We start from the raw sequence: 24,826 nt of genomic DNA on the forward strand, positions 1-24,826 counted from the left end.
TGCGGTGGTGAACGTAAAAGCGTTCCCTTACTTCATCGACACATTCGCCGGCGGCGTCACCCGGACTTCTCGGTCTCGGTCTCGGTCTCGGTCACCGACTCGCCGGCGTCGCCGCCGTCGCTCTCGCGGTCCTCTTCGGCCCGTTTGGCGGCCTCGCGGGCGAGCGCGCGGTCGATCTCGTCCTCTTCGAGCGTCTCCATCGAGGCGACCGTGAGGACGTTCCCTCCGCCGGGGTCGAGGACGATGATCTCCTCGCCCTCTTCGATGGTGCCGTTCGTCGTCCGCGCGCTGTAGTAGGGGGCGAAGCCGCCGCTGTCGAGTTTGACCTCGCCGCTGCGGGCGGTGATGGTCTCGGTGGCGTACCCCGTCGAACCCGCGAGGGAGGCGGAGTCTCTCGTCTGTGCGGTTCCCTTTCCGCCGTAGATGTCGAACTCGCGGTAGACCCAGGTCGCCGCGCCGCCGACGACGAGGGTTACCACGGCGAGCGCCAAGACTAACGAGAGGCCGCCCAGCACGGGACCCAACAGGAGACCGAACAGTCCCGCGCCGACCAGCGCGACGCCGATGACGACGAAGTGCGCCCCCGGTGAGAGCGCCTCCAGCGCCATCAGCACGAGTCCAGCCGCCAGCAGCAACAGCGGCAGGTTGTCGAAGAGGACCTCGACCATGGGCGACGCTAAGGTCTCGCCCTGATTAAAGCTACCGCGGTGGTATCACGACGCCCGCTCATCCGCCGACGGCCCCCGCCAGCCGTAACAGGACGAGGACCGTCCCGAACACCCCGAGCAGCACGAAGATGGCGTTCTCGAGGGTCGGCTCTTCCGGTTCGACCGGCGCCGAACTCGGCTCCGGCGCGTACGGGTCGGGCCCCTCGCCCCACTCGTCGTCCTCGTTCGGGTCGTCCGTCGAGTCGGTCCGGTCGCGTCCTCGCTCGTCGGTCGCCGGCCACCGGGAGTCGTCCGGCGTCGCCTCCGACTCCGTCGTCGGATCGACGCGGTGGTCGTCGGCTCCCGACCCGGACTCGTCTCCAGCCATGTCAGTGGGTACTGGCGCCGTCGACAAAAACCCGCGGTCCGTTCCCGGGTCGTCAGTCGCGGGCCGCCGGATCGTCGATGTTCCCGCCGTAGACGACGCCGCGCTCGCCGTCGATCGTGACGGTCGTCCCGACCGACACCTCCGTGAGGTCGGCGTCGCCGACCATCGGGACGTCCATCTCGCGGGCGACCAGCGCCGGGTAGCCGGTCATCCCCGGACGGGCGTCGACGATGCCGGCGATCTTCGTCAGGTCGCCGTCGAACTCGGCGTCGAACTCGGCGTCGAGGACGACGATCGCGCCGTCGGGCACCGCCGAGAGGTCGCCGTCGGTCGGCTTCGCGACCGGGCCGGCGGCCCGGCCGTCGACGACGACCCGGCCCGTCGCCAGCGCCTCGGCGGCGACGTGGACTTTCATCATGTTCGTCGTGTTCGCCCCCTCGAGTTCGGTCATCATCCCGCAGAGGACGACCACCGTGTCGCCGCTGTCGGCGACGCCGGCGTCGAGCGCCGACTGGACCGCCTTCTCGACGACCTCGCCGGCGCCCTGGTCCGAAACTTCGGCGTACAGCGGCGTCACTCCCCACGAGAGCGCGAGTCGCCGGCGCACCTCGTGGCTCGGCGTCGAGGCGACCACCGGGACGCCGGACCGGTACTTCGCGACTTTCAGGGCGGTGTAGCCGGACTCGGTCGCCGCCACGACCGCGTCGGCGTCGATGTCCCGCGCGAGGTACCGCGCCGACCGCGCGAGGGCGTCGGTGCGGGCCTCGCCCGCGAGCGGCACCCGCTGTTCGAGCACCTCCGCGTACTCCCCGGAGGACTCGACCTCGCGGACGATGCTGTCCATCGTCTCGACGACCCTGACCGGGTGGTCGCCGACGGCCGTCTCCGCCGACAGCATCACCCCGTCGGTGCCGTCGAGCACCGCGTTCGCCACGTCGGAGGCCTCCGCGCGGGTGGGCCGGCGGGCGTGGACCATCGAGTCGAGCATCTCCGTCGCCGTGATGACGGGGACGCCCGCGTTCCGGCAGGTCCGGATGATCCGCTTCTGGATCATCGGCACGTCCTCCATCGGACACTCGACGCCGAGGTCGCCGCGGGCGACCATCACGCCGTAGGCGGCCTCGACGATCTCCTCCAGGTTCTCGACCGCGCCGGCGCGTTCGATCTTCGCGACGATCGGAATCTCGGCGCCGAACTCCTCTAGCACCTCGCCGACCGCGTAGACGTCGTCGGCGTCGCGGACGAAACTCGCCGCGACGAAGTCGACTTCCTTCTCCGCCGCGAGTTTCAGGTCCTCGCGGTCGGCCTCGGTGACGACGTCGAGGTCGAGGTCGACCCCGGGGACGTTGACGCCCTTCCGGCCGCCGAGTTCGCCGCCCGTGTCGACGCGGGCGCGGACGTCCCCGTCCGCGACGTCCAGCACCGTCGTCTCGATCAGTCCGTCGGCGAGCAGGACGCGGTCGCCCGGTTCGACCTGGTCGATCGACAGCGAGAGGCCGACCTCCTCGGGGGTGGCCTCCTCGCCCTCGACGAAGGTGATCTCCGATCCCGTCTCGAGGTGTACCGTCTCGCCGTCGGGCAGCGGCGCGGTCCGGATCTCCGGCCCCTTCGTGTCGAGCATGACCGCGATCGGCCGCCCGGTCGCCTCGTCGACGCCTCGGACCCGGTCGACGAGTTCGGCCCGGTCCTCGCGTGTCCCGTGGCTCGCGTTCAACCGGGCGACGGACATCCCCGCCTCCGCCAGCCCACGGATCGTCGACCGGTCGTTCGACGCCGGCCCCAGCGTACAGACGATCTTCGCGTTTCTCATATCGGAGGCTACAGACAGGAGCGGCAAAAAGGTACTCGACTTACTCGTCTCCGAGTTCCTCTTTGGACGAAGTGGCTCGCCCCGCGGACGGCGGGGAGACGCCGGCCCAAACGTTTTGCGCGGGCCCGGGTTACCCCCGGCCATGCCCGCGTACGTCTCGCTCGTCGACACCGCCGACCGCGACGTCCAGAACGCCCAGGAACTCGCGTCGATCTGGGGCGAGATCCGGACGGAGTTCGAGGAGCACGAGGCCGAACTGGTCGACTCCTACGCGATCCTCGGCGAGCACGACTTCCTCGTGATCTTCGAGGCGCCCGACCGCGAGGCGGCGTTCAGGTCGGCGCTGACGCTGCGCCGGCACGACCTCTCGGCCCAGACGATGGCGATCGTCGACACGGCCGACTTCGCCCACTACGTCGACGATATCTGAGCCTACCGGACCCGCTCGCCCGGAACGGCGTCGCCGTGGGTCGTCAGCAGGTCGGCCTCCTCGCCGGCCGCGAGGACCATTCCGTTGGACTCGTAGCCGAACAGTTCGGCGGGTTCGAGGTTCGCGACCACGACGCACTTCTTTCCGGCCAGTTCGTCGAGGTCGTGTAGTTGCTTGATGCCCGCGACGATCTGGCGGGTCTCGAAGCCGACGTCGACCTCGAGGCGCGCGAGTTCGTCCGCGTCCTCGATGCCCTCGGCTACTTCGATGCGGCCGACGCGGAGGTCGACGTCCTGGAAGTGTTCGAAGTCGATCCGGTCGTCGGTCAGCGGTTCGAGTTCGTCGGTCACGCCCTCGTCTTCGTCCGCCGTGGCGTCGTGGCTTTCGGTTTCCGTCTCGTCCGCGCTCGCCTCCTCGACGCGCGCTTCGAGTTTCGCCTCGAGTTCGGCGACGCGGTCGTCCTCGATCTTCTCGAAGAGTTCGTCCGGTTCGTCGAACGTCCGCGGCGGGGCCGCGAGGGCGGCTTCGAGGCCCGCGTCGGCGACGTCGCCCTCCTCGCCGAGTTGCTCCCACAGCGCCCGCGCCTTGCCGGGCGCGATCGGTTCGAGCAGGACGGCGACGGCCTTGGCGATCTGGACGCAGTCGCGGATGACCCGCGCGGCCGTCTCGGGGTCGTCGTCGACTAACTTCCAGGGCTCGTTGCGCTGGATGTACTCGTTGCCGAACCCCGCGAGGCGCGCGGCGGCCCCCCCGACGCCGCGCAGCGAGTAGTCGTTGACCGCCTCGCGGAACTCGCCGACGGCGCCCTCGATGCGCTCGCGGACCTCCTCGGAGACCGCGGCGTCCGGCGTGCCGTCGTAGTTGCGGTGGGCGAACAGCAGCGACCGGTACCAGAAGTTTCCGATCGTGCCCACCAGTTCGCCGTTGACCTTCTCCCGGAACGCCGACCACGAGAAGTCGACGTCCTGCTGGAGGCCGCCCGTGGTCGTCAGGTAGTACCGCAGGAGGTCGGGGTGAAAGCCCTCGTCGAGGTACTCTTTCGCCCAGATGGCGCGGTTGCGACTCGTGGAGAGGCCCTTGCCGTTGATCGTGATGAAGCCGGTCGCGGCGATTCCCCGGGGTGCGTTGTAGCCGGCCCCTTCGAGCATCGCCGGCCAGAAGATGGTGTGGTGCTGGATGATGTCCCGGCCGATGACGTGGACGATCTCGCCCTCGTCCGTCCAGACCTCCTCCCAGTCGTACTCGTCTTCGCCGACGCGCTCGCTGTACTGTCTGGTCGAGGAGATGTACTCGATCGGGGCGTCGACCCAGACGTACAGCACGAGGTCGTCGCCGTCCTCGCCGGGGTAGTCGATCCCCCAGTCCATGTCGCGGGTGATACACCAGTCCTGGAGGCCGTCCTCGATCCACTGGCGGGGCTGGTTGCGCGCGTTCGACGTCCCTTCGAGGTCGTCCAAGAACTCGGTGAGGTACTCCTCGAACTCGGAGACGCGGAAGAACTTGTGGGCGCGCTCGCGGTACTCCGCGGGGTTGCCGGTGATCGAACTCCGCGGGTCCTCGACCTCGCCGGGTTCGAGGTGGCGCTGACAGCCCTCGTCGCACTCGTCGCCGCGGGCCTTCGCGCCGCAGTAGGGACAGGTCCCCTCGACGTAGCGGTCGGGGAGGTACTGGTCGGCCTCGGGATCGTAGGCGACCTGGATCTCCTTCTCGTAGACGTAGCCCTCCTCGTCCAGCGTGCGGACGATCTCCGTCGTGAGTTCGGTGTTGGTCTCGTCGTGGGTGTGGCCGTAGTTGTCGAACTCGACGTCGAACTGCGGGAACGTCTCCCGGTACTGTTCGTGCCAGCGCAGCGCGAACTCCTCGGGGTCGATCCCCTCCTGTTCGGCGTTGACGGCCACGGGCGTGCCGTGCATGTCCGACCCGCAGACGTAGATCGACTGCTGGCCCAGCGTGTTCAGGGCGCGGTTGAACGCGTCCGCGCCGATGTACCCGCGGAGGTGACCGATGTGCAGGTCGCCGTTGGCGTAGGGCAACCCGCAGGTCACGACCGCGGGGCGGTCCGTCGGAAACTCGTCGGTGCTCATATGCGTGTGCTGTCGGTGGCGGGCGTAAAAGCCGCCGGTTTCGTTCGGGGTGCAATACCTGCCGCTTTCGGCGTTCGGCTCCGGTCGCGCCGGGTTTCGCCGCCGCGCGAGGACCGTATGACCGGCCGCGGTCGCGGCGCTCCTCCCGGTGACGGCGCTATCGCTGCATGCGCATAGAACGAGCGGGAGCGGGAGTACGCGCCGTCGTCACGGGCGGGGATAGCGCGGCCGTCGACAAAAGCGTTGCCGAACGCGCCGACTCACAGTCGTTCGGAAATCGGTATATTTTCGGGCTGGAAGTTGACACGTCCGGTCGAGTGCGGACGGATATGTGACGAACGTTCGTTGCACAGTCGAGAAACCAGAGGGCTTTTGCTAGTCGATCCCCCCCGGCACGGATAATGAGTAGCGAAGTCACGCGGGAGACGTGGGCGTCCCGGGCGGGGTTCATCCTCGCCGCCGTCGGGAGCGCCGTCGGCCTCGGGAACGTCTGGCGGTTCCCGTTTCAGGTGGCCCAGGAGGGCGGCGGCGCGTTCCTCGCGATCTACCTGCTGTTCGTCCTCACCGTCGGCTTCCCCGCGATCCTCGCCGAGTTCGTCGTCGGTCGACACACGAAGCGCAACCCGGTCAGCGCCGTCGCCGAACTGGGCGGCGGCGCGTGGCGGTACGTCGGCTGGATCTTCGTCGTGACCGGCGTCATCATCCTCTCGTACTACAGCGTCGTCGCCAGCTGGACGCTCCGGTACGTCCTGTTCGGCCTCGGCGACGGCTACGTCAGCGACGTGGCCGCCGCGGGCGCGCAGTTCGACGCGGTCGCCACCGGCCTCGACGCCGTCGGCTTCCACGCGCTGTTCATGCTCGCGGCGATCACCGTCGTCGCCGCGGGCATCGAGCGCGGGATCGAACTCACGGTGAAGGTGATGGTCCCCGCGATCGTCGTCGTCGCCGTGGGGATGGCGGTCTACGCGTTCACCCTCGACGGCGCCGGCGCCGCCTACGCCTACTACCTCGCGCCGGACGTCGAGGTCATCGCCGCCGACTGGCGCAGCATCCTCCCCGCCGCGGCCGGACAGGCCTTCTTCACCCTCTCGCTGGGGATGGGGACGATGGTCACCTACGCCTCCTACCTCGGGGAGGACCGCAACCTCGCGGCCGACGGCGCCGTCATCGTCGGCCTCGACACGCTGATCGCGCTCGTCGTCGGCCTGATCGTCTTCCCCGTCTTCTTCACCGCCGGCGTCGACCCCGCAGACCCCGGCCCCGGCGCGATCTTCGTCGGCCTCACGTCCGCGTTCGCCGACGTGCCGTTCGGCCGCCTCGTCGGACTGGCCTTCTTCGTCACCGTCGCCGTCGCGGCGCTGTCGAGTGCGATCAGCATCCTTGAGGTCGCCGTCTCCTTCCTCGTCGACGAGCGGGGGATCGACCGGAAAGTCGCCACGCTCGGCGTCGGCGGCGGCGTCTTCCTGCTCGGAGTCCCCAGCGCGCTCGACCTCGTCCTGCTCGACCTCTTCGACACGTTCGCCGACCGGGTCCTGCTGGTCGCCGGCGCCTTGCTGCTCGTCGTCCTCGTCGGCTGGCTCGCCGCCGACGTCGCCCGCGAGGAACTCGAAAAGGGCATCGGCGACCTCGGTCCCTACGGCGACGCCTGGATCTGGCTCGTCCGACTCCCCGTCGCGATCACGCTGGTCGTCGCGCTCGTGCTCGGGGTCTCCGAGTACGTCGAGTTCCTCACCGGCGACTTCGCCGACTGGCTCGCGGCGTTGCGCTGACGCGGCCGTCAGCGGCTACACGTGTCGACGCCGACGATCTGGTACAGCAGACACGACCGGGTCGCGCCGGTCGCGACGAGGACGACCCCGACGACCAGCGCGACGGCGCCGACCGCCGTCCCGACGGCGAGGGCGTCGGCGAGGGCGGCGACGCCGACGAGGAGGAGGAGCGTTCCGATCGCGAATCGTGCGAGACGGTCGAATTCACCGACGTTTGTTTCCATACGGGCAACAGTCGGAACCGCTATCGTAAATGATTTTTCCCGGCCCGCTCAGTCGTCGCCCGAGACCGCCGCCCGGGGGCGAGCGGCGAGGCGGTCGACGTCGGCGACGAACGCCTCCAGCATCTCGCGGGTGACGTGGGGCATGCAGACGACGCGCAGTTCGCCCGATCCGGTCCGCGAGATGCGCCACCCCTCGGCCCGCAGCGCCTCGAACGTCTCCGTCGGCAGGTCGGCGGCGACCAGCGGCAGCGTCGGCTCGACGACGTCGTACCCGCGGTCGGCGAGGGCGGCGGCGAGCCACTCGGCGTTGGCCCGCGCGCGCTCGTAGCCGGCGGCGTACCCGTCGGGCCACAGCGCCTCGATCGCCGCGACGGCGCTGGCGACGCCCGCGCCCGAGCGGGTGCCGGTCAGCGTCGCCTGCGAGGTCGATTCGAGGTAGGGCGTGTCGACCGCGAGTTCGTCCAGCAGCGACTCCTCGCGGACGAGCAGGCCGCCGGCGGGGATGGCGGCCTGCCCCATCTTGTGGGGGTCGATCGTCATCGTGTCGACGGGGGCGTGCTCGAAGTTCCACTCGTAGTCGGTAAAGGGGAGGACGAACCCGCCCCACGCGGCGTCGACGTGCAAGAGCGCGCCGACCTCGCGGGCGATCGCGCCCAGTTCGGGGATCGGGTCGACGCGGCCGTACTCCGTGGAGCCGGCGACGCCGATCACGGCCGCGGTGTCCTCGTCGACGGACGCGCGGACGGCCTCGACGTCGGCGCGTCGGTCGTCGTCGGTCGGGACGATCCGCAACTCGACGCCCAGCACGTCCGCGGCCTTGTGGAAGCTGAAGTGGCCGGATTCGGGCATGACGACGTTCGGCGTCGCGCCGTCGGCGCGCTCGCGGGCGATCCGCGCCGCCTGGAGGTTCGCCTCCGTGCCGCCGCTGGCGACGTAGCCCGCCGGTTCCCCGAGGCTGGCGATCTCGCCGAGGAGGGCGACGGCCTCCTCTTCGAGCGCCGCGACCCGCGGGTAGGTGCCGGGGTCGCCGGGATTCGTCGCGAGAAACCGTTCGGCCGCCTCGCGCGCCGCCGGGTGTGGTTCGGTACACATCGAGGAGAGCACCCGGTCGAACGCCTGCGGCTCGGCCTGCATACGAACGACGAGTACGGTCCGACGTTTATTCGTTGCGTTTGACGTGCGGAGAAACCGGCCGCGCGTGGATCGGAGCGGTCGACTCGACGGGAGCGGCCGGCGACTCGCGGCGGAGGCTCGATTACAAAAAATCCATAACGCGATGATTTCGAACGTGAAACATGCGCCTGCTTCCGTCTCGCCTCCTCGAACGCGCGGGGACCGCCGTCGGCGTCGCCGTCCTGTCGATCGTCGGACTCCTCCACGGGACGGACGTACAGCGGTTGACGATCGACCTGTTCGTCGTCACCGTTCGCTTCGTCTTCCTCGAAGCGCTCTCGGCGGTCGCCGCGTTCACGCTGTTCGTGGCGCTCACCGGCGCGTTGCTCGTCCGGGAGGTGTGGACGCCGCGGGACGCGGTCGAACCGGTCGCCGAGGGGCCGCCGCTGACGGCGATCGTTCCGGTCTACCGCGATCACCGGGTGCTGGATACGAGCGTCGAGAGCCTCGTCGAGAGCGCGTACGACCCCCTCGACGTGGTCGTCGTCGTCGAACCGAACGACGACGCGACCCGCGAGCGCGCTCGCGAACTCGCGAGCGCCCACGACGCGGTCGAGGTGCTCGTCAACGGCGACCCCGGCTCGAAAGCCGGGGCGATCAACTACGCCGTCCGCGAGACCGACGCCGAGAACGTCGCCGTCTTCGACGCCGACGAGTGGATCGCCCCGGCGTTTCTCGCTCACGCGATGGGCGCGCTGGCAGACGGGGCGGACGTCTTCCAGGGCCGGCGGGTGCCGCGCCCGAACGGGGTCGTCGAGACGGTCGCCTACTGCGAGCGGATCGTCTTCCACGCCAGCTACAAGCTGGTCGAACTGTTCGGCTTCACGAACTGCCGGAGTTCCTCGACGGTGATGACCCGGGAGGCGTTCGAACGGGTCGACGGCTACGACGACGTCCTCACCGAGGACCTCGACTTCGCGCACGCTTGCTACCGCGAGGGACTCGACGTGCGGCAGGCCCGCCAGTGTACGAACACGATGGAGGCGCCCCACACGCTGGCCGACCTCTGGGGGCAGCGAAAGCGCTGGCGCGTCGGTCAGATCGAGGTGCTGCACGCGACGGTCGGCGACCTGCTCCGCGGGCGGATCGGCCGGCGCGGCCTCCTCTCGCTCGGCCGGATGTGTTCGAGCCTGTTCGGCAGTCTGGTGACGCTCGTGCTCGCCTCGAAACTGCTCTTGCTGCTCGTCCTCGACGTCGAGTCCGCGTTCCTGATCCCGTTTACGGTCCTCGTCGCGACGATCGGACTCGTCGCGTGGCGCGACGCGAGGGACGTCCGCATCGACGGCCTCCGCTGGAGCGTCCTCCTCGCGCCGCTGCTGTACCCCGCGTTCGGCATCCTCACGCTGAAGTCGCTGCTCGAGTACGGCCTGACCTGGGACGGACGCTGGTACCGCGTCGAGAAGACGGGGGCGTGACGGTCGGCGCGGCCCCCGTCAGCGGATCGACTCTAACAGCAGTTTCTGCTCGACGCGTTTGACCTCGTGCTGGACGTCGCGGACGGCGTCGATGTTCGCCGAGATGGAACTGACGCCCTCGTTGACGAGAAAGCGGACCATCTCGGGTTTGGAGCCGGCCTGCCCGCAGATGCTCGTGTCGACGTCGTGTTCGCGGCAGGTCTCGATCACGTCGCCGATCAGCCGCAGGACGGCCGGGTGGAGTTCGTCGAACCGGTCGGCGACGTTCTCGTTGTTACGGTCGACCGCGAGCGTGTACTGGGTGAGGTCGTTCGTCCCGAAGGAGGCGAAGTCGATGCCCGCCCCGGCCATCTCCCCGACCGAGAGCGCCGAGGCCGGCGTCTCGACCATCACCCCCCAGGTGCGCTTGTCGGGGTCGATGCCGGCCTCGGTCATGAGGCGCCTGGCCCGGTAGACGTCCTCGGCGTCGTTGACCAGCGGGAACATGATCTCGACGTTGTCGTAGCCCATCTCGTAGAGGCGGCGGAACGCCTCGAGTTCGTAGGCGAAGACCTCCGGCCGGTCGAGCGAGCGGCGGATGCCGCGGTAGCCGAGCATCGGGTTGTGCTCGTCGGGTTCGTCGGCGCCGCCTTCGAGTTCGCGGAACTCGTCGGTGGGGGCGTCGAGGGTGCGCACGCGGACGGGCCGGGGGTAGAACTCGTCGGCGACCGTCCGGACTCCCTCGACGAGTTCGCCGACGTAGGCGTCCTCGCCCTCGTCGGCGACGAACTTCGCGGGCGTCTTGCCGAGCGAGAGGATCATGTGCTCGATCCGTAGCAGGCCGACGCCGTCGGCCCCGGTCGCCGCGGCGCGCTGGGCCGCCTCCGGGATCGAGACGTTCACCTTCACCTCCGTCGCCGTCATCGGCTTGACCGGCGCCTGCGGGCGGACCTCCTCGACGGGTTCGCGCTCCTCCTCGGGGGTCCGGACACCCTCGAGGACGGTCCCCCTGTCGCCGTCGATCGTGATCGGCTGGCCGTCTTCGAGGGCGTTCGTCGCGTTCTGCGTGCCCACGACGGCGGGCACCCCGAGTTCCCGCGAGACGATGGCGGCGTGGCTGGTCATCCCCCCTTCGTCGGTGACGATGCCCGCGGCGCGTTTCATCGCCGGCACCATGTCCGGCGTCGTCATCTCGGTGACGATGATGTCGCCCTCGGCGACCTTGTCGAGTTCGTCGAGTTTCCGGACGATCTTCGCCTCGCCGCCGGCCGTGCCCGGACTGGAGCCGAGGCCGTCGACGAGCACGTCGCCACGCGAGTCGCGAGCGCCGCGCTCGTCGCCCGCCTCGGCGGTCTGGACGCCGCTGCCGTCGGCGATCCCGCGGTCGGCCTCCTCGACGTCGAAGCCGACGTCGCCGTCGTCGGCGTCGCCGATCGTCGTGATCGGCCGCGACTGGAGCATGAACACGTCGTCGCCGACCATCGCCCACTCGACGTCCTGAGGGGTCCCGTAGTGGTCCTCGACGCGCTCGCCGAGGTCGACGAGGCGGTCGATCTCGTCGTCCGAGAGGACGCGCTCGGTGCGTTTCCCCTCGGACACTTCCCGCTCGACGGTCTCGCCCGTCTCCTCGTCTTTGACGTGCATCACCTTCTTCTCGGCGACGGTGGCGTCGACCGAGCGGTCCTCGCGGTCGACGACGTAGTTGTCCGGCGAGACGGCCCCGGAGACGACGGCCTCGCCCAGCCCCCACGCGGCCTCGAGGATCATCGTCGGGTCGCCCGTCGAGGGGTGGCTCGTGAACATCACGCCCGACTTCTCGGCGTCGACCATCCGCTGGACGACGACGGCGATGTCGACGACGGAGTGGTCGAACCCCTTCTCCTGACGGTAGTAGATCGCCCGCTGGGTGAAAAGCGAGGCCCAGCACCGGCGCACCCGGTCGAGCAGGTCCTCCTCGGTGACGTTCAGGAACGTCTCCTGCTGGCCGGCGAAGGAGGCGTCCGGGAGGTCCTCGGCCGTCGCCGACGAGCGGACGGCGACGAACGCCTCCTCGTCGTCGTCGCCGACCTCGCGGTAGGCCTCGAGAATCTCCTCGCGTACCTCGTCGGGGAACGGCGTCTCGAGGATCAGTTCCTGTGCGCGCTCGGCCGCCTCGGCCAGCGCGGCCGAGTCGTCGGCGTCCACGTCGACCGCCTCGAACAGCGCCTCGTCGACCCCCGCCTCCTCGATGAACGATCGGTAAGTCCCGGCCGTGACGACGAACCCGGGCGGGACGGGCAACCCGGCCGCTGTGAGTTCGCCGAGGGAAGCACCCTTGCCGCCGACGGTCTCGAGGTCGTCGGCGTCTATCTCCTCCAGCCAGAGTACAGCCATCTGTATCTGCGTGGACACCGCTGTGGCTAAAGAACTTTGCGAACGATGCATATAAATTCGAACTCGAAACCGAATCAACTCGAAATATTACATCGCCGACGGCGCCGGGTCGGGCCGCTTCTGGCTCGAATTCGTTCCGTCACAGGGGTTATTACAGTTCGCGGAGTGGTCGCTGACGTGAACGCACGCGAGGCGCTGAAGTGGATGGTACTGTATCGCACGATCGCAACCGGGTCGTTTCTGGCCGGTCTCCTGTCGGTCGCCGCCGGACTGGTTCTGGGGCTCGACGGCGGCCCCCTCGCGTTCGTCGCCGACCCGTCGGCGGCGCTCGCGGACGCCGACGGCACGGTCGTCGTGGCCTTCGCGCTCCTCGGCTTCGTCGTCTGGCAGGGCGGCAAGACGCTGGCGCTTTTCCTGACGCTCCCGCGGGCGGCCGGACGCGCCGCCGCCGAGGAGTTCGACGTCTCTCACCTCAAAAGCGACCTCCTCCAGGGGCTCGACGAGCGGCTGACGGCGATGGAAGAAGACGTCCGGGAGACCCGCCGGCACGTCGCCGGCCCCCGACGCGAGGGGACCGCCGACGGGTCCGAGTCGCCGTCCCGGCAGTCGGCCGGCGCGGGTGGGTCGACAGCGACCCGCGACGACGGACAGTCCGATCCCCTCCCCTGACCGCGTTCAGGCCTCCAGAATCTCGTCCTCGTCGTCCGGCGGCACGGCCAGCGTCCCGTCCAGCGACGTCACGCCGCGGCCGCCGACCCTGACGCCGCCGTCCAGTCGGACCCGGACGAGCCCCGGCCGGTCGACGTAGTGGCCCTGTTCGAGGCGGAGTTCGTCGGGCGCGTCGCCGTCGAACGCGCCGTAGCGGTCGAGGTAGGCCGCGACCGCGCCGCTTGCCGTCCCCGTTACCGGGTCCTCGGGGACGCCGGCCGCGGGGACGAACGCCCGCCCGTGTAGCGTCGAGTCGGCGTCGAGCGCGTCGAACGTGAACAGGTAGACGCCGACGGCGTCGACCGACTCCGAGAGGGCTTCGATCGCCCCGAAGTCGGGGTCGGCCCCCCCGACGTCCGAGAGGTAGGTGATCGGGACCGCGAGGAACGGCAGTCCGGTCGAGGTGACCGCCAGCGGGAGGTCGGCGCTCGCCCCTTCGAGGGCCACCCGGTCGACGCCCAGCGCAGCGGCGACGCGGTCGTACCCGAGGTCGACCTCGCGGATCGTCGGCGCGTCCTGGTTCATCCAGACCGTGCCGTCGGTCTCGACCTCGATTTCGAGGACGCCCACGTTCGTTTCGAGGGTCGTGGTGCCCGGTTCCAGCCCCTCGTCGTGGAGGTGAGCGAACGACCCGATCGTCGCGTGCCCGCAGAGGTCGACCTCCTGAGTGGGCGTGAAGTACCGGATCCGACGGTCGGCGCGGTCGCTCGACCGGAGGAAGGCGGTCTCGCTGACGGCCATCTCGGCGGCGATCGCTTGCATCTGTTCGTCGGACAGGCCGTCGGCCCCGGGGACGACGCCGGCGGGGTTGCCCGCGAGCGGTTCGTCGGCGAACGCGTCCACCTGCAGGGCGCGGATCGTCTGCATACCGTCGGCGTCGGCGGGGGAGGGCATCAATCCAGCGTCGTCGGCCGGGCGCGTCGACCGCCGGCCGCGAGGCGGGCGGTTACCGCTCCCGCGGCACAGGGGCGTTTCACCCCACTTAAGAGGGCGGCGGTCCTCGAACCCCACTAGGTGGAGACCAGACCATGTCCGAACTCCCGGACGATTTCAAGTGTACGATCACCAACTGGGAATACATCTACAGCCTGTGCCGGGACGTCAGCGGCGAGGTCAGACGCGACGCGTTCGAACCGGACGTCGTCGTCGCCCTGGCGCGGGGCGGGTGGTTCGCGGGCCGGTGTCTCTGTGACTTCCTCGGACTGGACGACCTGACGAGTCTGAAGATGGAACACTACGTCGGCACCGCCGCGAAGTCCGGCGAGCCGACGGTCCGCTACCCGATGCCCGAGGGGAGCGTCGAGGGAAAGGACGTCCTCATCATCGACGACATCGCCGACACCGGCGGCTCGATCGAGCGCGCCCACGAGTACGTGACCGACCGCGACGCGGGCGAGGTGCGCACCGCGACCCTCCAGTTGCTCCAGACGAGCGAGTTCGAACCCGACTACATCGGCGAACGCCTCGAAGACTGGACCTGGGTCGTCTACCCGTGGAACTTCATCGAGGACATGGTCGACCTGATCGCGGGCGTCATGGAGAAAGCCGACGCGGAGACGTTCACCGCCGACGACGTCCGATACTACCTCAACGAGTACCACCAGATCGAGCGCATCGAGATGGAGATCGCCCAGCCCAACCGCCTCCCCGAGGTGCTCACCGAGATGGAGCGCCGCGACGTCGTCGAGCGGGCCGCCTCCGGCGAGTGGACCCTCGCCGAGTGAGGACGCCGCCGCGAGCGCGTGCCGGATAGTAGTTCGCGCAAGATTCTCCTCCCGACCAGCGTGACGTCCGACGATGAACGTCCACGAGGTGGACCTCGTCGACACGTGCCTGCAGGCGGTCCGCTACGAGCGCGGGGAGCGGTACGACCCCGCGGCCGACGAGCACTTCGCGGCCTACGACGACCTCGACGAGTTCTTCGCGACCGCCGGGCCCCGGGTCCGGACCGACGTCGGCCGCGAACTGTTCGAGGACGCCCGCGAACGGTACGAGGCGGCCAAACGCGACCGCGACGGGGATCGCGACCGCTGACCTACCCGCTGGTGGGCGCCGGGAACGGGAACGGTCCCGGACCGTCGGGGATCGTAAAGGAGAACATCGCGCCCTCGCCGGGGACGGAGTCGACGCGGATCTCGCCGCCGTGGCGTTCGACGATGCGTTTGCACATCGCGAGGCCGATCCCCGAGCCCTCGTGCTCGTCGGCCGCGTGGAGGCGCTGGAAGAGGCCGAAGATGCGCTCTTGCTCGTCGGGGGCGATGCCGATCCCCCCGTCGCGCACCGCGATCAGCCACCGCGCCCCCGCGCGCTCGGCCGAGACGTGTACCCGCGGCGGCCCGTCGGCGTATTCGAGCGCGTTGCCCACGAGGTTCTGGAACACCTGCCGTAGCTGACCCGCGTCGCCCTCGACGGTGGGGAGGGGAGCGGCGACGACCTCGGCGCCGGTCTCCCCGATCTTCACCCGCAGGTCCGCGAGCGCCTCCGCGAGCACGCCGTCGAGGTCGACCGACTCGAACGGCTCGCCCTGCGTCTCCACGCGGGAGTACGCGAGCAGGCCCTCGACGGTCGCGCGCATGCGGTCGGCGCCGTCGACGGCGTACCCGAGAAACTCCCGGCCGTCGGCGTCCAGTTCGTCCCCGTACCGCCGGTCGAGCAACTGGAGGTAGCTCGACACCATCCGCAGGGGCTCTTGCAGGTCGTGGCTGGCGGCGTAGGCGAACTGTTCGAGGCGCTCGTTCGAGCGCTCTAGCTGGGTCACCGCGGCTTCGAGTTGCGCCTGCGTCCGTCGCAGTTCCTCGTTTCGCCGCTCGACCTCGTGGGCCCGCTTCAGCGTCTCGTTCTGCCGTTCGAGTCGCCGCGCGTGCGTGGTCGCCCGGGCCTCGTGGACGCCGACCAGCAGGCCGGCGACGGAGCCGGTAGCGAGCGAGACCTCGATCGTCCCGAGCGCGAAGTCGACGCTCACGCCCGGGTGGAGCACCCTGAGGACGATGACGGCGAACATCACGGCGACGCCGCCGACCCCCCACGCCACGATGCGCGCGTGGAGGTCGGTGTCGATGTCGCTGTCGGGTAACCACCGCCCGATGTACACCAGCGCGAGCCCCGGGCCGCCGATCAACACGAGGTCGAGGGCGACCCGGAGGGCCAGCCCCTCGTCGGCGAGTCCGCGCGCCGTCTGGCCCACCGCGATTGTGATCGACAGGAGCCCCAGCGCGGCGATGAGGTGGGGCCAACGGAACATCCTCCGCCGGTACGCGGTATCGGAGTATCAACTCCTCGGTCCGGGCCGACGAGGGCCGTTCTGACGTGTCGACGGCCCGACGCCGCCGGGGGCGGGCCGCTCAGTCGTCGACGGACGCCGCGGGAGCCGTCGGTTCGGGCTCCTCGGGCTCCTCGGGCTCCTCGTCGACGATCGACCCCTTCCACGTGCCGCGGGTGAACCAGGCCGTGGCCGCGATTGCGCCGACGACGTCGCCGACGACGACGCCGAGCCAGATGCCGGTCGTCGCCCAGCCGGCGACGAACACGAGCAGGTAGGTCGCCGGCACGCGGGCGACCCAGAGGGTCACGACCGAGAACGCCAGCGCCGTCTTCGTGTTGCCCGCGCCACGGAACGCGCCGAGGAGTACCTGCAGGACCCCCATGAAGACGAACATGGCCGCGGCGAACCGGAGGTAGGTACTCCCGTGGGCGAGCGTCGCGGCGCGGCCCTCGGTCTCGGCGGTGAGGAAGACGCCGACGATCGGTTCGGGGAACGCGAACGCGATCAGCGCGCCGCCGAGCATGATCGCCGCGATCGTTCCCGAGGCGAGCCACGTCGCCCGCTCGGCGCGGTCGGGTTCGCCGGCGCCTAAGTTCTGGCCGACGATCGTGTCGGTCGCCTGTCCCATCCCCATCGCCGGGAGAAACGCCAGCGAGATGAGTCGGTTGCCAAGCCCGTAGGCGGCGACGACCGCGGGCGGGAACGTCGAGACCATCGCCGTCAGCGTGATCATCGCCAGCGAACTCATCGACTGCTCTATCGCCGTCGGCACGCCGAGGCGAACGATCTTCGAGACGTACTCGAACCGGGGCACGAGGTGGTCGACCTCGATCACGGGGCCGGCGTCCGTGTAGAACAGGACGTAGAGTCCGATGACCGTCGCAACCGCCCGCGAGAAGACGGTGGCGATCGCCGCCCCCTCGACGCCGTAGCCCCCGAACCCGGTGACGGCGTACAGCGCCGCCGTCAGCGCGTCGAGGCCGAGCCAGCCGAACAGCGGGTTGTCGGCGAAGCCGAAGATGAGGATCGGGTCGATCAGGACGTTGACCGCGACGCTCACCGCCATCACGCGCATCGGCGCGCGGGTGGTGCCGTAGCCGCGCATCAGCGAGACGAAGACGAAGAAGCCAAACAGGAACGGCATCCCGAGGAAGAACACCCGCATGTAGTCGGCCGCCAGCGGCACGATCCGGGCAGCCGTCTCGGGGTCCGCCGGCAGCAGGTCGAGCATCAAGCCCGTGACGAGGAAGCCGACCAGCCCGAGCGCGACCGCGACCAGCGAGATAAACGAGAGCGTCTGGCCGGCGATCAGCCCGCCCTCGCCGCTGTCGGCGCCGGTGTGCTGGGCGACGAGGATGGCGCCCGCGGCCGTGAAGCCGCCGCCGATCGAGATCAGAAAGAAGATCAGCGGAAACGCGAGGCTCAGCGCGCCGACGGCGTCCGGCGAGAGCGCACCCAGCCAGAACGTGTCGCCGACGTTGTAGGCGACCTGCAGCAGCTGGATGACCACGAGCGGCCACGCCAGCCTGAACATCGGGCGGACGAGGTCCCCCTCCGTGAGGTCGGCCTCGCCCGCGTCCCCCGCGGAAGGCATTACGAACCGAAATAGTCCCCCAGCTACTTGAACGCTCGTAGTGGGTGATATCACTCCACACGGGAACTGTCACGATCGATTCAGTTACACGGCACCGACCGAACCCGCACCGTTTACGTCGCCTCCGGCGCGAGACGACGACATGACAATCGGCGTCATCGGCGGAAGCGGAATCTACGAGGCACTGCCGCTGGAGAACACCAGAAAGGAGACGGTCTCGACACCCTACGGCGATCCCAGCGAGGCGATCACGCTCGGCGAACTCGCCGGCCGCGAGGTGGCGTTTCTCCCCCGACACGGCGAGGACCACCAGCACCCGCCCACCGACGCCTCCTACCGGGCGAACATCTACGCGCTGAAGTCCGTCGGCGTCGACCGCGTCATCGCCACGAACGCCGTCGGCAGTCTGCGCGAGGACCTGCCCCCGCGGACGCTCGTGATCCCCGATCAGATCTTCGACCGGACCAAACACCGCCAGCCCACCTTCTTCGGCGACGGGATGGTCGTCCACATGGGCTTTGCCGACCCCTACTGTCCGGCCATGGTCTCCCACCTCGCCGCGTCGGCCCGCGAGGCGGCCGACGCCGACGTCGAGGAGCGCGGCACCTACGTCTGCATCGAGGGACCCCAGTACTCCACGCGCGCCGAGAGCGAGTTCTACCGCTCGCAGGGCTGGGATATCGTCGGCATGACCGCGATTCCCGAGGCGAAACTCGCCCGCGAGGCCGAACTGAGCTACGCGACGGTCGCCGGCGTCACCGACTACGACGTCTGGAAGGCGGACAGCGAGGTCACCCTGGAGGAGGTCCTCGAGAACGCCGCGGCCAACCAGGAGGCGATCAACGACGTGATCGAACACGCCGTCCGCACCATGCCCGCGGACTTCGAGAGCGAGGCGTGGTCGGCCCTCGAAGGGACGATCAACACCCCCGCGGAGGCGATTCCCGAGGAGACCCGCGAGCGCGTCGAGTTGCTGGCCGGCGAGTACCTGGAGTGAGCGGCGTCGCGGGACGCGAGAGCGGGCGTCGCTCCCCGCCCCGGTCACGCGGCGAGCCGACCGACGCCCGAGCGGCGGGCCCGCGCGGACGGCACAGGGGGTTTTTGCCCGCGGCGGTGGTCCATCGGTCCACCGGTATGACGACGGGCGACGGGACACGGCCGGGTGCGGCCAGATGCGACAACTGCGGTACGATCGGCGCCGTGCGCGTCCTCCCGGACGGTCGGCTCCGGTCGCTCGGCGGGTCGACCTTCTGTCCGTGCGAGACCCCCGAGTTGCAACTCCTCGAGGCGGACCTCGACGAGGAGTGACGCCGTCACGGCCCCGGTCGGGAGCGGTCGGTGACGAGGGTCGCGTCACCCTCGCTCTCGTCCGCCGCGTGCCGCCGACCGTCGCTCTCCCCGTCGAGACAGGCCGGACAGTACGCGTTCTCGCCCCACTCGGGGACGGCGACGGTCGTCCCGAACAGGACGCGTCGCTTCGCGTAGCGGCGGTACTCGCCGCCCTCGGCGGACCGCCCGCACTCGTCGCAGGTGCGACCGGGGTCCGCGATCCGCGCCCGGTCGACCTCGCGTCGGGTCCCGATCACGTACACCGGGTGGGTCGACGCCGCCGCGGCCTGCCAGCAGACCAGCAGGCCCGCGACGAACGCGAGCGCGCCGACCCACCAGTAGCCGAGCAGCGTCGGGGCGAAGAACAGCGAACTCAGGATCCACCCCCACAGCAGCGCGAAGCCGACCCTGTCGGCGACGCGACGAAGCCGCCGGTCGAGACTGCGCGGGCGCCCGCTCATCGGTCCAGCGCCCGGTCGAGTTCCCTGGCGGCGCTCTCGTCGGATTCGAACACGCGTCCGTTCGCGGACCGCGGGTCGACGCCCGGCCCGCCGCCCGGGCGGGCGCAGTCGAGGCAGTAGTCGTTGACGCCCCACTCCAGCGTGTACAGCGGGACGCCGAGGACGACGAACTGGCGGGCGTACCGTCGCCTGAGCCCCTGCGTCGTCCGCTTCCCACACTCCGTGCAGTGCTTCCGGGGACCGTCGAAGGTGTCCTCGTCGACGCGGTGCTCGACGCCGAAGGCGTCGGCCGGGTACAGCGGCAGGGTCCGGCCCGTCGCCGTCGCGACCGCGGCGATCGCCGCGAGGAGCATTCCGAGGGGGACCCCCCACCCGGGCCCCAGCGCGAGCGCCGGCGCGACGAGCAGGCCGACGAGGAGGGCGAACGCGAGCGCGATCCGGAGGACGGCGAACGTCGCCGCGCGGACGCGGAAGGCGACGTCCTCTGGTCTCGTCATCGGTCGTACAGTTCGAGGGGGCGGGCTATATCCTTTCGGTGCTCGCCGGCCCGTCGCCTCGGGGGCCGTGGCACCCGCGGCGCCGGCCGCTCAGTCCGCCAGCGCCTCCTCCGGGTCCGCCTCGACGGTCGCCCGCCGGACCCAGAGGTCGCCGAACAGTTCGTCCTGTTCGAGGACCACGCGGCCGCGGTGGGCGAGAAACAGCAGCGCCAGGTACGTCATCACCCGCGAGCCGCCGATACCCTCGATCTCGGCGTACAGCACCTCCTCGCGGCCGTTCTCGTAGTGGCGTTCGAGTTCGCCGTCGACGTCGTCGATGACGGCCTCGATGTCCTCCTCGTGGGCGGTGTGGGTGACGTCGTCGGCCGTCGGTTCGTCGTCGACGCGGAGGTCGTCGCCGGAGTGGTAGCTGAGTTCCTGCATCCCCCGGCCGTAGCCGTGCGGGGAGTCGCTCGTGTCGTAGCTGCGGGACTTCTTCCACCACGAGTTGCGTTCGGCATCGCGGAGTTCGTGGACGAGTTCGTCCAGCGTCTCGGGCTTCCCGCGGGCGTGCTTGCGTTCGAGGCGGCGCTCCATCTCCGCTTCGAGGTTCTCGACCGGGTCGAACCCCGACCCCGGGCCGGCGTCGTCGGCCGCGCCGTCGTCGACGAACGGCGCCTCCCACGGCGGCAGTTCCGCCTCCTCCTCGGGTTCGTCGGGGGTGAACAGTTCGTCGCTTTTCATCCGCAGGAGGACGCTCGCGTAGAACAGCGCCCGCCCCGACGTACGCAGGTCCGTCTCGTCGAGTGCCGCGAGGAACTTGTCGGTGACCCGCACGACGTCGATGTCCCACGGGTCGATCTCGCCGTCTTTCGCCAACTGGACGAGCAGTTCGACGGGTTCGACCTCCTCGTCGACTTCCGAGTCGTCGTCTTCCGGGTCGTCGTCTTCCGGGTCGTCGCCGACGAACGCGAACGTCCCGGACTCGGCCCCCGGCCGCTCGCGGTCCTCGTGGCCGGCGATCTGCAGCGGGACGTCGTCGCCGTCGTCGCCGTCTCGCGGGTCGCTTCGCTCCCCGCTCGCGTCCCCCGGGGCACGTCGCGGCTCGCTTTCCTCGCTAGTCATCCGCCGGCACCTCCGCCCCGTCGCTCAGGTCGATGCCCGTCACCGCCGAGACGTTGTCCTGTTGCATCGTCACGCCGATCGCCCGCTCGGAGCGGTCGAGCATCGCCGACCGGTGTGAGACGACGACGAACTGGGCGTCGCCGGCGAGTTCGTCGACCATCTCGCCGACGCGCTCGGCGTTGACCGCGTCGAGGAAGGCGTCGACCTCGTCGAGCGCGTAGAACGGCGCCGGGTTGTACCGCTGGATGGCGAAGATGAAGGCGAGCGCGGTCAGCGACTTCTCGCCGCCGGACATCGCGTCGAGGCGCTGGATGGGCTTGTCACCCGGCTGGGCCTTCATCGTCAGCCCGCCGTCGAACGGATCGTCCTCGTTCTCGAGGTGGAGGCTGCCGGTCCCCTCCGAAAGCTTCTCGAAGATTTCGGTGAACTGCTCGTCGATCTCCTCGTAGGCGGCCATGAACGTCTCCTTCTTCTGGGTCTCGTAGCGTTCGATCCGCTCGCGGATGCCGTCGGCCTCCTCGACGAGCGTCGCCTTCCCCTCTTCGAGTTCCTCGAGGTCGGCGCGGACCTCGTCGTACTCGTCGATCGCGAGCATGTTCACCGGTTCCAGGGCCTCCATGTCGGCTTCGAGTAACTCGACCATCTCGACGACCGTGTCGTGGTCGGGCACGTCCTCGGGGTCGTACTCGCCGACCTCCGCTTCGAGTGACTCGATCTCCCACTCCAGGGCCTCCGCGCGCTCGCGGGCCGACTCGAGTTTGCTCTCGACGCCGTTGACCCGGTCGGCCTGCTGGTCGCGGGCCGTACGCGCCTCCCCGAGTTCCTCCTTGAGGTCGGCGCGCTCGTCTTTCAGCTCCGTCAGCTCCGCTTCGAGTTCCTCGACGGCCTCGCGTTTCTCCGCGAGCGCCCCGCGGTGGTCTTCGATGGCCTCCTCGTACTCCTCGATGCGCTCCTCGTACTCGGCCGTGCGGTTCTGGGCCGTCTCGATGTCGTCGTGGAGCTCCTCGATCGCCTCCTCGGCGTACTGCTTCTCGAGGCCGAGTTCGTTCAGCTTCGCGTCGAGTTCGTCGATGCGCTCCTCGCGCTCGTCGATCTCGTCGTCGAGGTCCTCGATGCGCGCGGTCAGCTCCGGGATCTTCGAGTCGGCGAGTTCGGCCTCGAGGTCGGCGATGTCGGCCTCGATCCCCTCTATCTCCTCGGTCTTTTCCTCGATCTCCGCGGAGATCTCGGTCATCCGCTCGTCGACGTCCTCGCGTTCGGCCTCGAGTTCCGCCAGGTCGGCTTCGAGCCCCTCGATATCGCCTTCGATCCGCTCGCGTCTGTCGTCGAGTTTCTCGATCTCGGTCTCGATCGAGCGCACCTCGTCGGCGGCCGCCGTCCGGCGGTCGCGGGCGTCGTCGAGGCGCTCCTCGACGCCGCGGAGGTCCTCGCGGATCGACTCCCGCTCGTCCTGTAGCTCGGTGATCCGCGTGGCGACACGCTCCAGTTGGCCCTCCCCGCCCCCGGAGAAGGAGTACCGCGACCCCGTCCGGGAGCCGCCGGTCATCGCGCCGGACTTCTCGACGAGGTCGCCGTCCAGCGTGACCATCCGGTAGTCGCCCATGTACGCCCGGGCGGTCTCGATGTCCTCGACGACGAGGGTGTCCCCGAGGACGTACGAGAAGACGCCGGCGTACTCCGCGTCGAACTCGACGAGGTCGTAGGCGAAACCGACGACGCCCGGATCGGACGGCGCCGACGGCAGCCCCCGCTCGCGCATCTCCGTGAGCGGGAGGAACGTCGCCCGGCCGGCGTTGCGCGATTTCAGGTACTCGATGCACTGCTGGCCGATCACGTCGTCGTCGACGACGACGTTCGCCAGCCGGCCGCCGGCGGCCGTCTCGCAGGCGACGGCGTACTCGCCGGGGACGCTGCCCAGCTGGGCGACCGCGCCGTGGACGCCGTCGATCCCCGAGTTCAGGATCGTCGTCACCGCCCGGCCGAACGAGGAGTCGCCGCTCTCGCCCGCCTTCGCCTCGAGTTCGGCGTACTCCTGTTGTTTCGCCTGGAGTTCGTCCTCGACGTCCTCGAGGTCGGCCTGCAGCCGCCGCTTCTCCTCGGTGAGGTCCTCGACGACCGCGGCGATGTTCTCGCGGTTCGCCTCGGCCTTGCGGCGTTCGCGCTCCAGATCGGCCCGCTCGTTCTCGATCTCCGGCAGTTCGGCGCGTTTCTCCTCGATCGCGTCCTCGGTCTCGCTGGCCTCGTTCGACCGGCGGCGGGCCTCGTCGAGCAGGCGGTCCTGCTCGCGCTGGAGGTCGTTGCGTTCGGTCTTGGCCTCTTCGAGGGCCGCCTTGCGATCCTGCAGTTCGGCTTTCACCTCGTCGTACTCGGTGTCGACCGCCTCGATCTCGCGTTCGAGCTCCTCGCGTTTCGCCTCGCGCTCCTGGACCTCGGTTTTCACGGAGGCCTTCTCGAGTTTGAGTTCGCGCATCTCGTCGGCGAGTTCCTCGACGCGCTCTTGCTTGCGGTCGATCGCGACGAACGCCTCCCGGCGGTTCGACTCGGCCTCCTCGATGCGCTCCTCGGTCGCCTCGATGCGGTCTTCGAGCCGCGAAATCTCGCCTTTGACCTCCTCGATCTCGCTTTTGATCCGGAGCTGTTCGTCCTCGCCTTTGCGTTCGATCTCGGCGTTCAGGTCCTCGAGGTCCTCTTCGAGCCGGAGTACCTTCCCCTGGCGCTCGTCGAGTTCGCGCTGAAGCTCCGCGAGTTCGCCCTCCAGCGAGTCGACGTTCCCCTCGACGCGGGCGAGTTCGTCGCGTTTGTCCTTGAGTTCGCTCGCCTTCAGGAACCCCTCGTACTCCTCTTTCTCCCGGCGGAGCCGGCGGTAACGCATCGCCGTCCGCCGCTCGTCCGCTAACTGGTCGAGACGCTCGCGTTTCTCCTCGATGCGCAGCGTGGCCTCGTCGATGCGCTCCTGGACGACTTCGAGTTCCTCGAAGGCGTCTTCCTTCTTGTCGTCGAACTCCGCGACGCCGGCGATCTCGTCGACGATGCCCCGCCGGGAGCCCGGGGTCATGTTGATGATCTCGGTGACGTCGCCCTGCATGACGACGTTGTACCCCTCGGGGGTGACGCCGGCCTGCGCGAGCAGGTCCTGGATGTCCGAGAGGTTGACCGAGCGGTCGTTGAGGTAGTAGTAGGAGTAGTAGTTGTCCTCGGTGCGCTTGATCCGCCGGCGGATGCGGATCTCGTCGACGTCGCCGACGTCCTCGCTGCCGGCGGCGTTGACCACCTGTCCCCGCGAGAGCGTCCCGTCGGCGTTGTCGAGGACGACCTCGACGCTCGCCTCCCGGGGGCCGGCGGTCGCGTCGCCGTCTTCGTGACCGGGGTTGTAGATGAGGTCGGTCAGCTTCTCCGCGCGGATCCCGCGGGTCCGGGCGAGCCCCAGCGCGAACAGCACGGCGTCGATGATGTTCGATTTGCCCGAGCCGTTCGGCCCCGTGACGACGGTGAAATCCTCGTAGAACGGGATCTTCGTCTTGCGGCCGAAGCTCTTGAAGTTGTCCAGGACGAGCGACTTGATGTGCATCTTCGTTGCGG

Annotated in this window: 21 protein-coding genes and 1 pseudogene; 8 read left to right on the forward strand and 14 right to left on the reverse strand. The window is 69.6% G+C overall.

Annotated elements, in window-relative coordinates:
* Positions 1-56: 56 nt before the first annotated feature.
* The 3 genes from NKG98_RS16835 to pyk are packed head-to-tail and all read right to left on the reverse strand — an operon-like array spanning position 57 to position 2,845.
* On the reverse strand, positions 57-668 hold the full coding sequence (locus NKG98_RS16835) for an NfeD family protein (protein ID WP_254767290.1): 612 nt from the start codon (positions 666-668) through the stop codon (positions 57-59).
* A gap of 58 nt (positions 669-726) precedes the next feature.
* A complete protein-coding gene (locus NKG98_RS16840) occupies positions 727-1,035 on the reverse strand; it encodes a DUF7312 domain-containing protein (protein WP_254767291.1) in 309 nt (102 codons plus the stop codon).
* Between the two features lie 52 nt (positions 1,036-1,087).
* On the reverse strand, positions 1,088-2,845 hold the full coding sequence (pyk, locus tag NKG98_RS16845) for a pyruvate kinase (protein WP_254767292.1): 1,758 nt from the start codon (positions 2,843-2,845) through the stop codon (positions 1,088-1,090).
* A gap of 142 nt (positions 2,846-2,987) precedes the next feature.
* Here pyk and NKG98_RS16850 point away from each other — a divergent pair, with 142 nt between their 5' ends.
* Complete coding sequence (locus tag NKG98_RS16850; RefSeq protein ID WP_254767293.1) at positions 2,988-3,275, forward strand: GYD domain-containing protein; 288 nt, start codon at positions 2,988-2,990, stop codon at positions 3,273-3,275.
* Between the two features lie 2 nt (positions 3,276-3,277).
* Here NKG98_RS16850 and metG read toward each other — a convergent pair whose 3' ends face one another.
* Positions 3,278-5,359, reverse strand: coding sequence for a methionine--tRNA ligase (metG, locus tag NKG98_RS16855; RefSeq protein ID WP_254767294.1), 2,082 nt, complete (start codon positions 5,357-5,359; stop codon positions 3,278-3,280).
* 401 nt (positions 5,360-5,760) lie between these two features.
* On the opposite strand from metG, the gene NKG98_RS16860 reads away from it, so the two are divergent.
* Positions 5,761-7,128 (forward strand): sodium-dependent transporter, encoded by a 1,368-nt coding sequence (locus NKG98_RS16860; protein ID WP_254767295.1) that lies wholly within the window; start codon positions 5,761-5,763, stop codon positions 7,126-7,128.
* Positions 7,129-7,136: 8 nt separating this feature from the next.
* Here the strand turns inward: NKG98_RS16860 and NKG98_RS16865 are convergent, their stop codons facing one another.
* Both NKG98_RS16865 and mfnA read right to left on the reverse strand, forming a co-directional pair.
* Entirely contained in the window at positions 7,137-7,352 is a 216-nt protein-coding gene (locus NKG98_RS16865) for a YgaP-like transmembrane domain (protein ID WP_254767296.1), read from the reverse strand.
* A gap of 48 nt (positions 7,353-7,400) precedes the next feature.
* On the reverse strand, positions 7,401-8,486 hold the full coding sequence (mfnA, locus tag NKG98_RS16870; protein WP_254767297.1) for a tyrosine decarboxylase MfnA: 1,086 nt from the start codon (positions 8,484-8,486) through the stop codon (positions 7,401-7,403).
* Between the two features lie 161 nt (positions 8,487-8,647).
* On the opposite strand from mfnA, the gene NKG98_RS16875 reads away from it, so the two are divergent.
* Positions 8,648-9,940 (forward strand): glycosyltransferase family 2 protein, encoded by a 1,293-nt coding sequence (locus NKG98_RS16875; RefSeq protein ID WP_254767298.1) that lies wholly within the window; start codon positions 8,648-8,650, stop codon positions 9,938-9,940.
* 18 nt (positions 9,941-9,958) lie between these two features.
* On the opposite strand, the gene ppsA is transcribed toward NKG98_RS16875, so the two are convergent.
* Positions 9,959-12,292: a phosphoenolpyruvate synthase gene (gene ppsA, locus NKG98_RS16880; protein WP_254767299.1), complete on the reverse strand. Its 2,334-nt coding sequence runs from the start codon at positions 12,290-12,292 to the stop codon at positions 9,959-9,961.
* Between the two features lie 177 nt (positions 12,293-12,469).
* Here ppsA and NKG98_RS16885 point away from each other — a divergent pair, with 177 nt between their 5' ends.
* Positions 12,470-12,961 (forward strand): hypothetical protein, encoded by a 492-nt coding sequence (locus NKG98_RS16885; protein WP_254767300.1) that lies wholly within the window; start codon positions 12,470-12,472, stop codon positions 12,959-12,961.
* 6 nt (positions 12,962-12,967) lie between these two features.
* Here NKG98_RS16885 and NKG98_RS16890 read toward each other — a convergent pair whose 3' ends face one another.
* Positions 12,968-13,867: a PhzF family phenazine biosynthesis protein gene (locus NKG98_RS16890; protein WP_254767301.1), complete on the reverse strand. Its 900-nt coding sequence runs from the start codon at positions 13,865-13,867 to the stop codon at positions 12,968-12,970.
* Between the two features lie 161 nt (positions 13,868-14,028).
* Here NKG98_RS16890 and NKG98_RS16895 point away from each other — a divergent pair, with 161 nt between their 5' ends.
* Together NKG98_RS16895 and NKG98_RS16900 are read left to right on the forward strand one after the other, a co-directional pair.
* Entirely contained in the window at positions 14,029-14,724 is a 696-nt protein-coding gene (locus tag NKG98_RS16895; protein WP_254767302.1) for a phosphoribosyltransferase, read from the forward strand.
* A 79-nt stretch (positions 14,725-14,803) separates the two neighbouring features.
* Positions 14,804-15,034 (forward strand): annotated as a pseudogene (locus NKG98_RS16900) (HD domain-containing protein); the annotation flags it as partial.
* A 1-nt stretch (position 15,035) separates the two neighbouring features.
* On the opposite strand, the gene NKG98_RS16905 reads toward NKG98_RS16900, so the two are convergent.
* Both NKG98_RS16905 and NKG98_RS16910 read right to left on the reverse strand, forming a co-directional pair.
* Positions 15,036-16,241 (reverse strand): sensor histidine kinase, encoded by a 1,206-nt coding sequence (locus NKG98_RS16905; RefSeq protein WP_254767304.1) that lies wholly within the window; start codon positions 16,239-16,241, stop codon positions 15,036-15,038.
* 100 nt (positions 16,242-16,341) lie between these two features.
* Positions 16,342-17,856: an MATE family efflux transporter gene (locus tag NKG98_RS16910; RefSeq protein WP_254767305.1), complete on the reverse strand. Its 1,515-nt coding sequence runs from the start codon at positions 17,854-17,856 to the stop codon at positions 16,342-16,344.
* A 142-nt stretch (positions 17,857-17,998) separates the two neighbouring features.
* On the opposite strand from NKG98_RS16910, the gene mtnP reads away from it, so the two are divergent.
* The gene (gene mtnP / locus NKG98_RS16915) at positions 17,999-18,853 is read left to right on the forward strand and encodes an S-methyl-5'-thioadenosine phosphorylase (protein WP_254767306.1); all 855 of its coding nucleotides are present in this window, start codon (positions 17,999-18,001) and stop codon (positions 18,851-18,853) included.
* A 137-nt stretch (positions 18,854-18,990) separates the two neighbouring features.
* Positions 18,991-19,164 carry a hypothetical protein gene (locus tag NKG98_RS16920; RefSeq protein WP_254767307.1) on the forward strand — a complete coding sequence of 58 codons (174 nt, stop codon included), beginning with the start codon at positions 18,991-18,993 and terminating at the stop codon, positions 19,162-19,164.
* A gap of 5 nt (positions 19,165-19,169) precedes the next feature.
* Here the strand turns inward: NKG98_RS16920 and NKG98_RS16925 are convergent, their stop codons facing one another.
* From NKG98_RS16925 to smc, 4 genes are all read right to left on the reverse strand, one after another.
* Positions 19,170-19,646, reverse strand: a complete 477-nt coding sequence (locus NKG98_RS16925; RefSeq protein WP_254767308.1) for a DUF8108 domain-containing protein — start codon at positions 19,644-19,646, stop codon at positions 19,170-19,172.
* Positions 19,643-20,143 carry a DUF8108 domain-containing protein gene (locus NKG98_RS16930; protein ID WP_254767309.1) on the reverse strand — a complete coding sequence of 167 codons (501 nt, stop codon included), beginning with the start codon at positions 20,141-20,143 and terminating at the stop codon, positions 19,643-19,645. The genes NKG98_RS16925 and NKG98_RS16930 overlap by 4 nt, the downstream gene beginning before the upstream one ends.
* Before the next feature lie 90 nt (positions 20,144-20,233).
* Positions 20,234-21,247, reverse strand: coding sequence for a segregation and condensation protein A (locus NKG98_RS16935; protein ID WP_254767310.1), 1,014 nt, complete (start codon positions 21,245-21,247; stop codon positions 20,234-20,236).
* Positions 21,240-24,815: a chromosome segregation protein SMC gene (gene smc, locus NKG98_RS16940; protein ID WP_254767311.1), complete on the reverse strand. Its 3,576-nt coding sequence runs from the start codon at positions 24,813-24,815 to the stop codon at positions 21,240-21,242. Before smc ends, NKG98_RS16935 begins: the two co-directional genes overlap by 8 nt.
* Positions 24,816-24,826 lie beyond the last annotated feature (11 nt).

Origin of the sequence: Salinilacihabitans rarus, assembly GCF_024296665.1 — an archaeon.
GTDB classification, from domain to species: domain Archaea; phylum Halobacteriota; class Halobacteria; order Halobacteriales; family Natrialbaceae; genus Salinilacihabitans; species Salinilacihabitans rarus.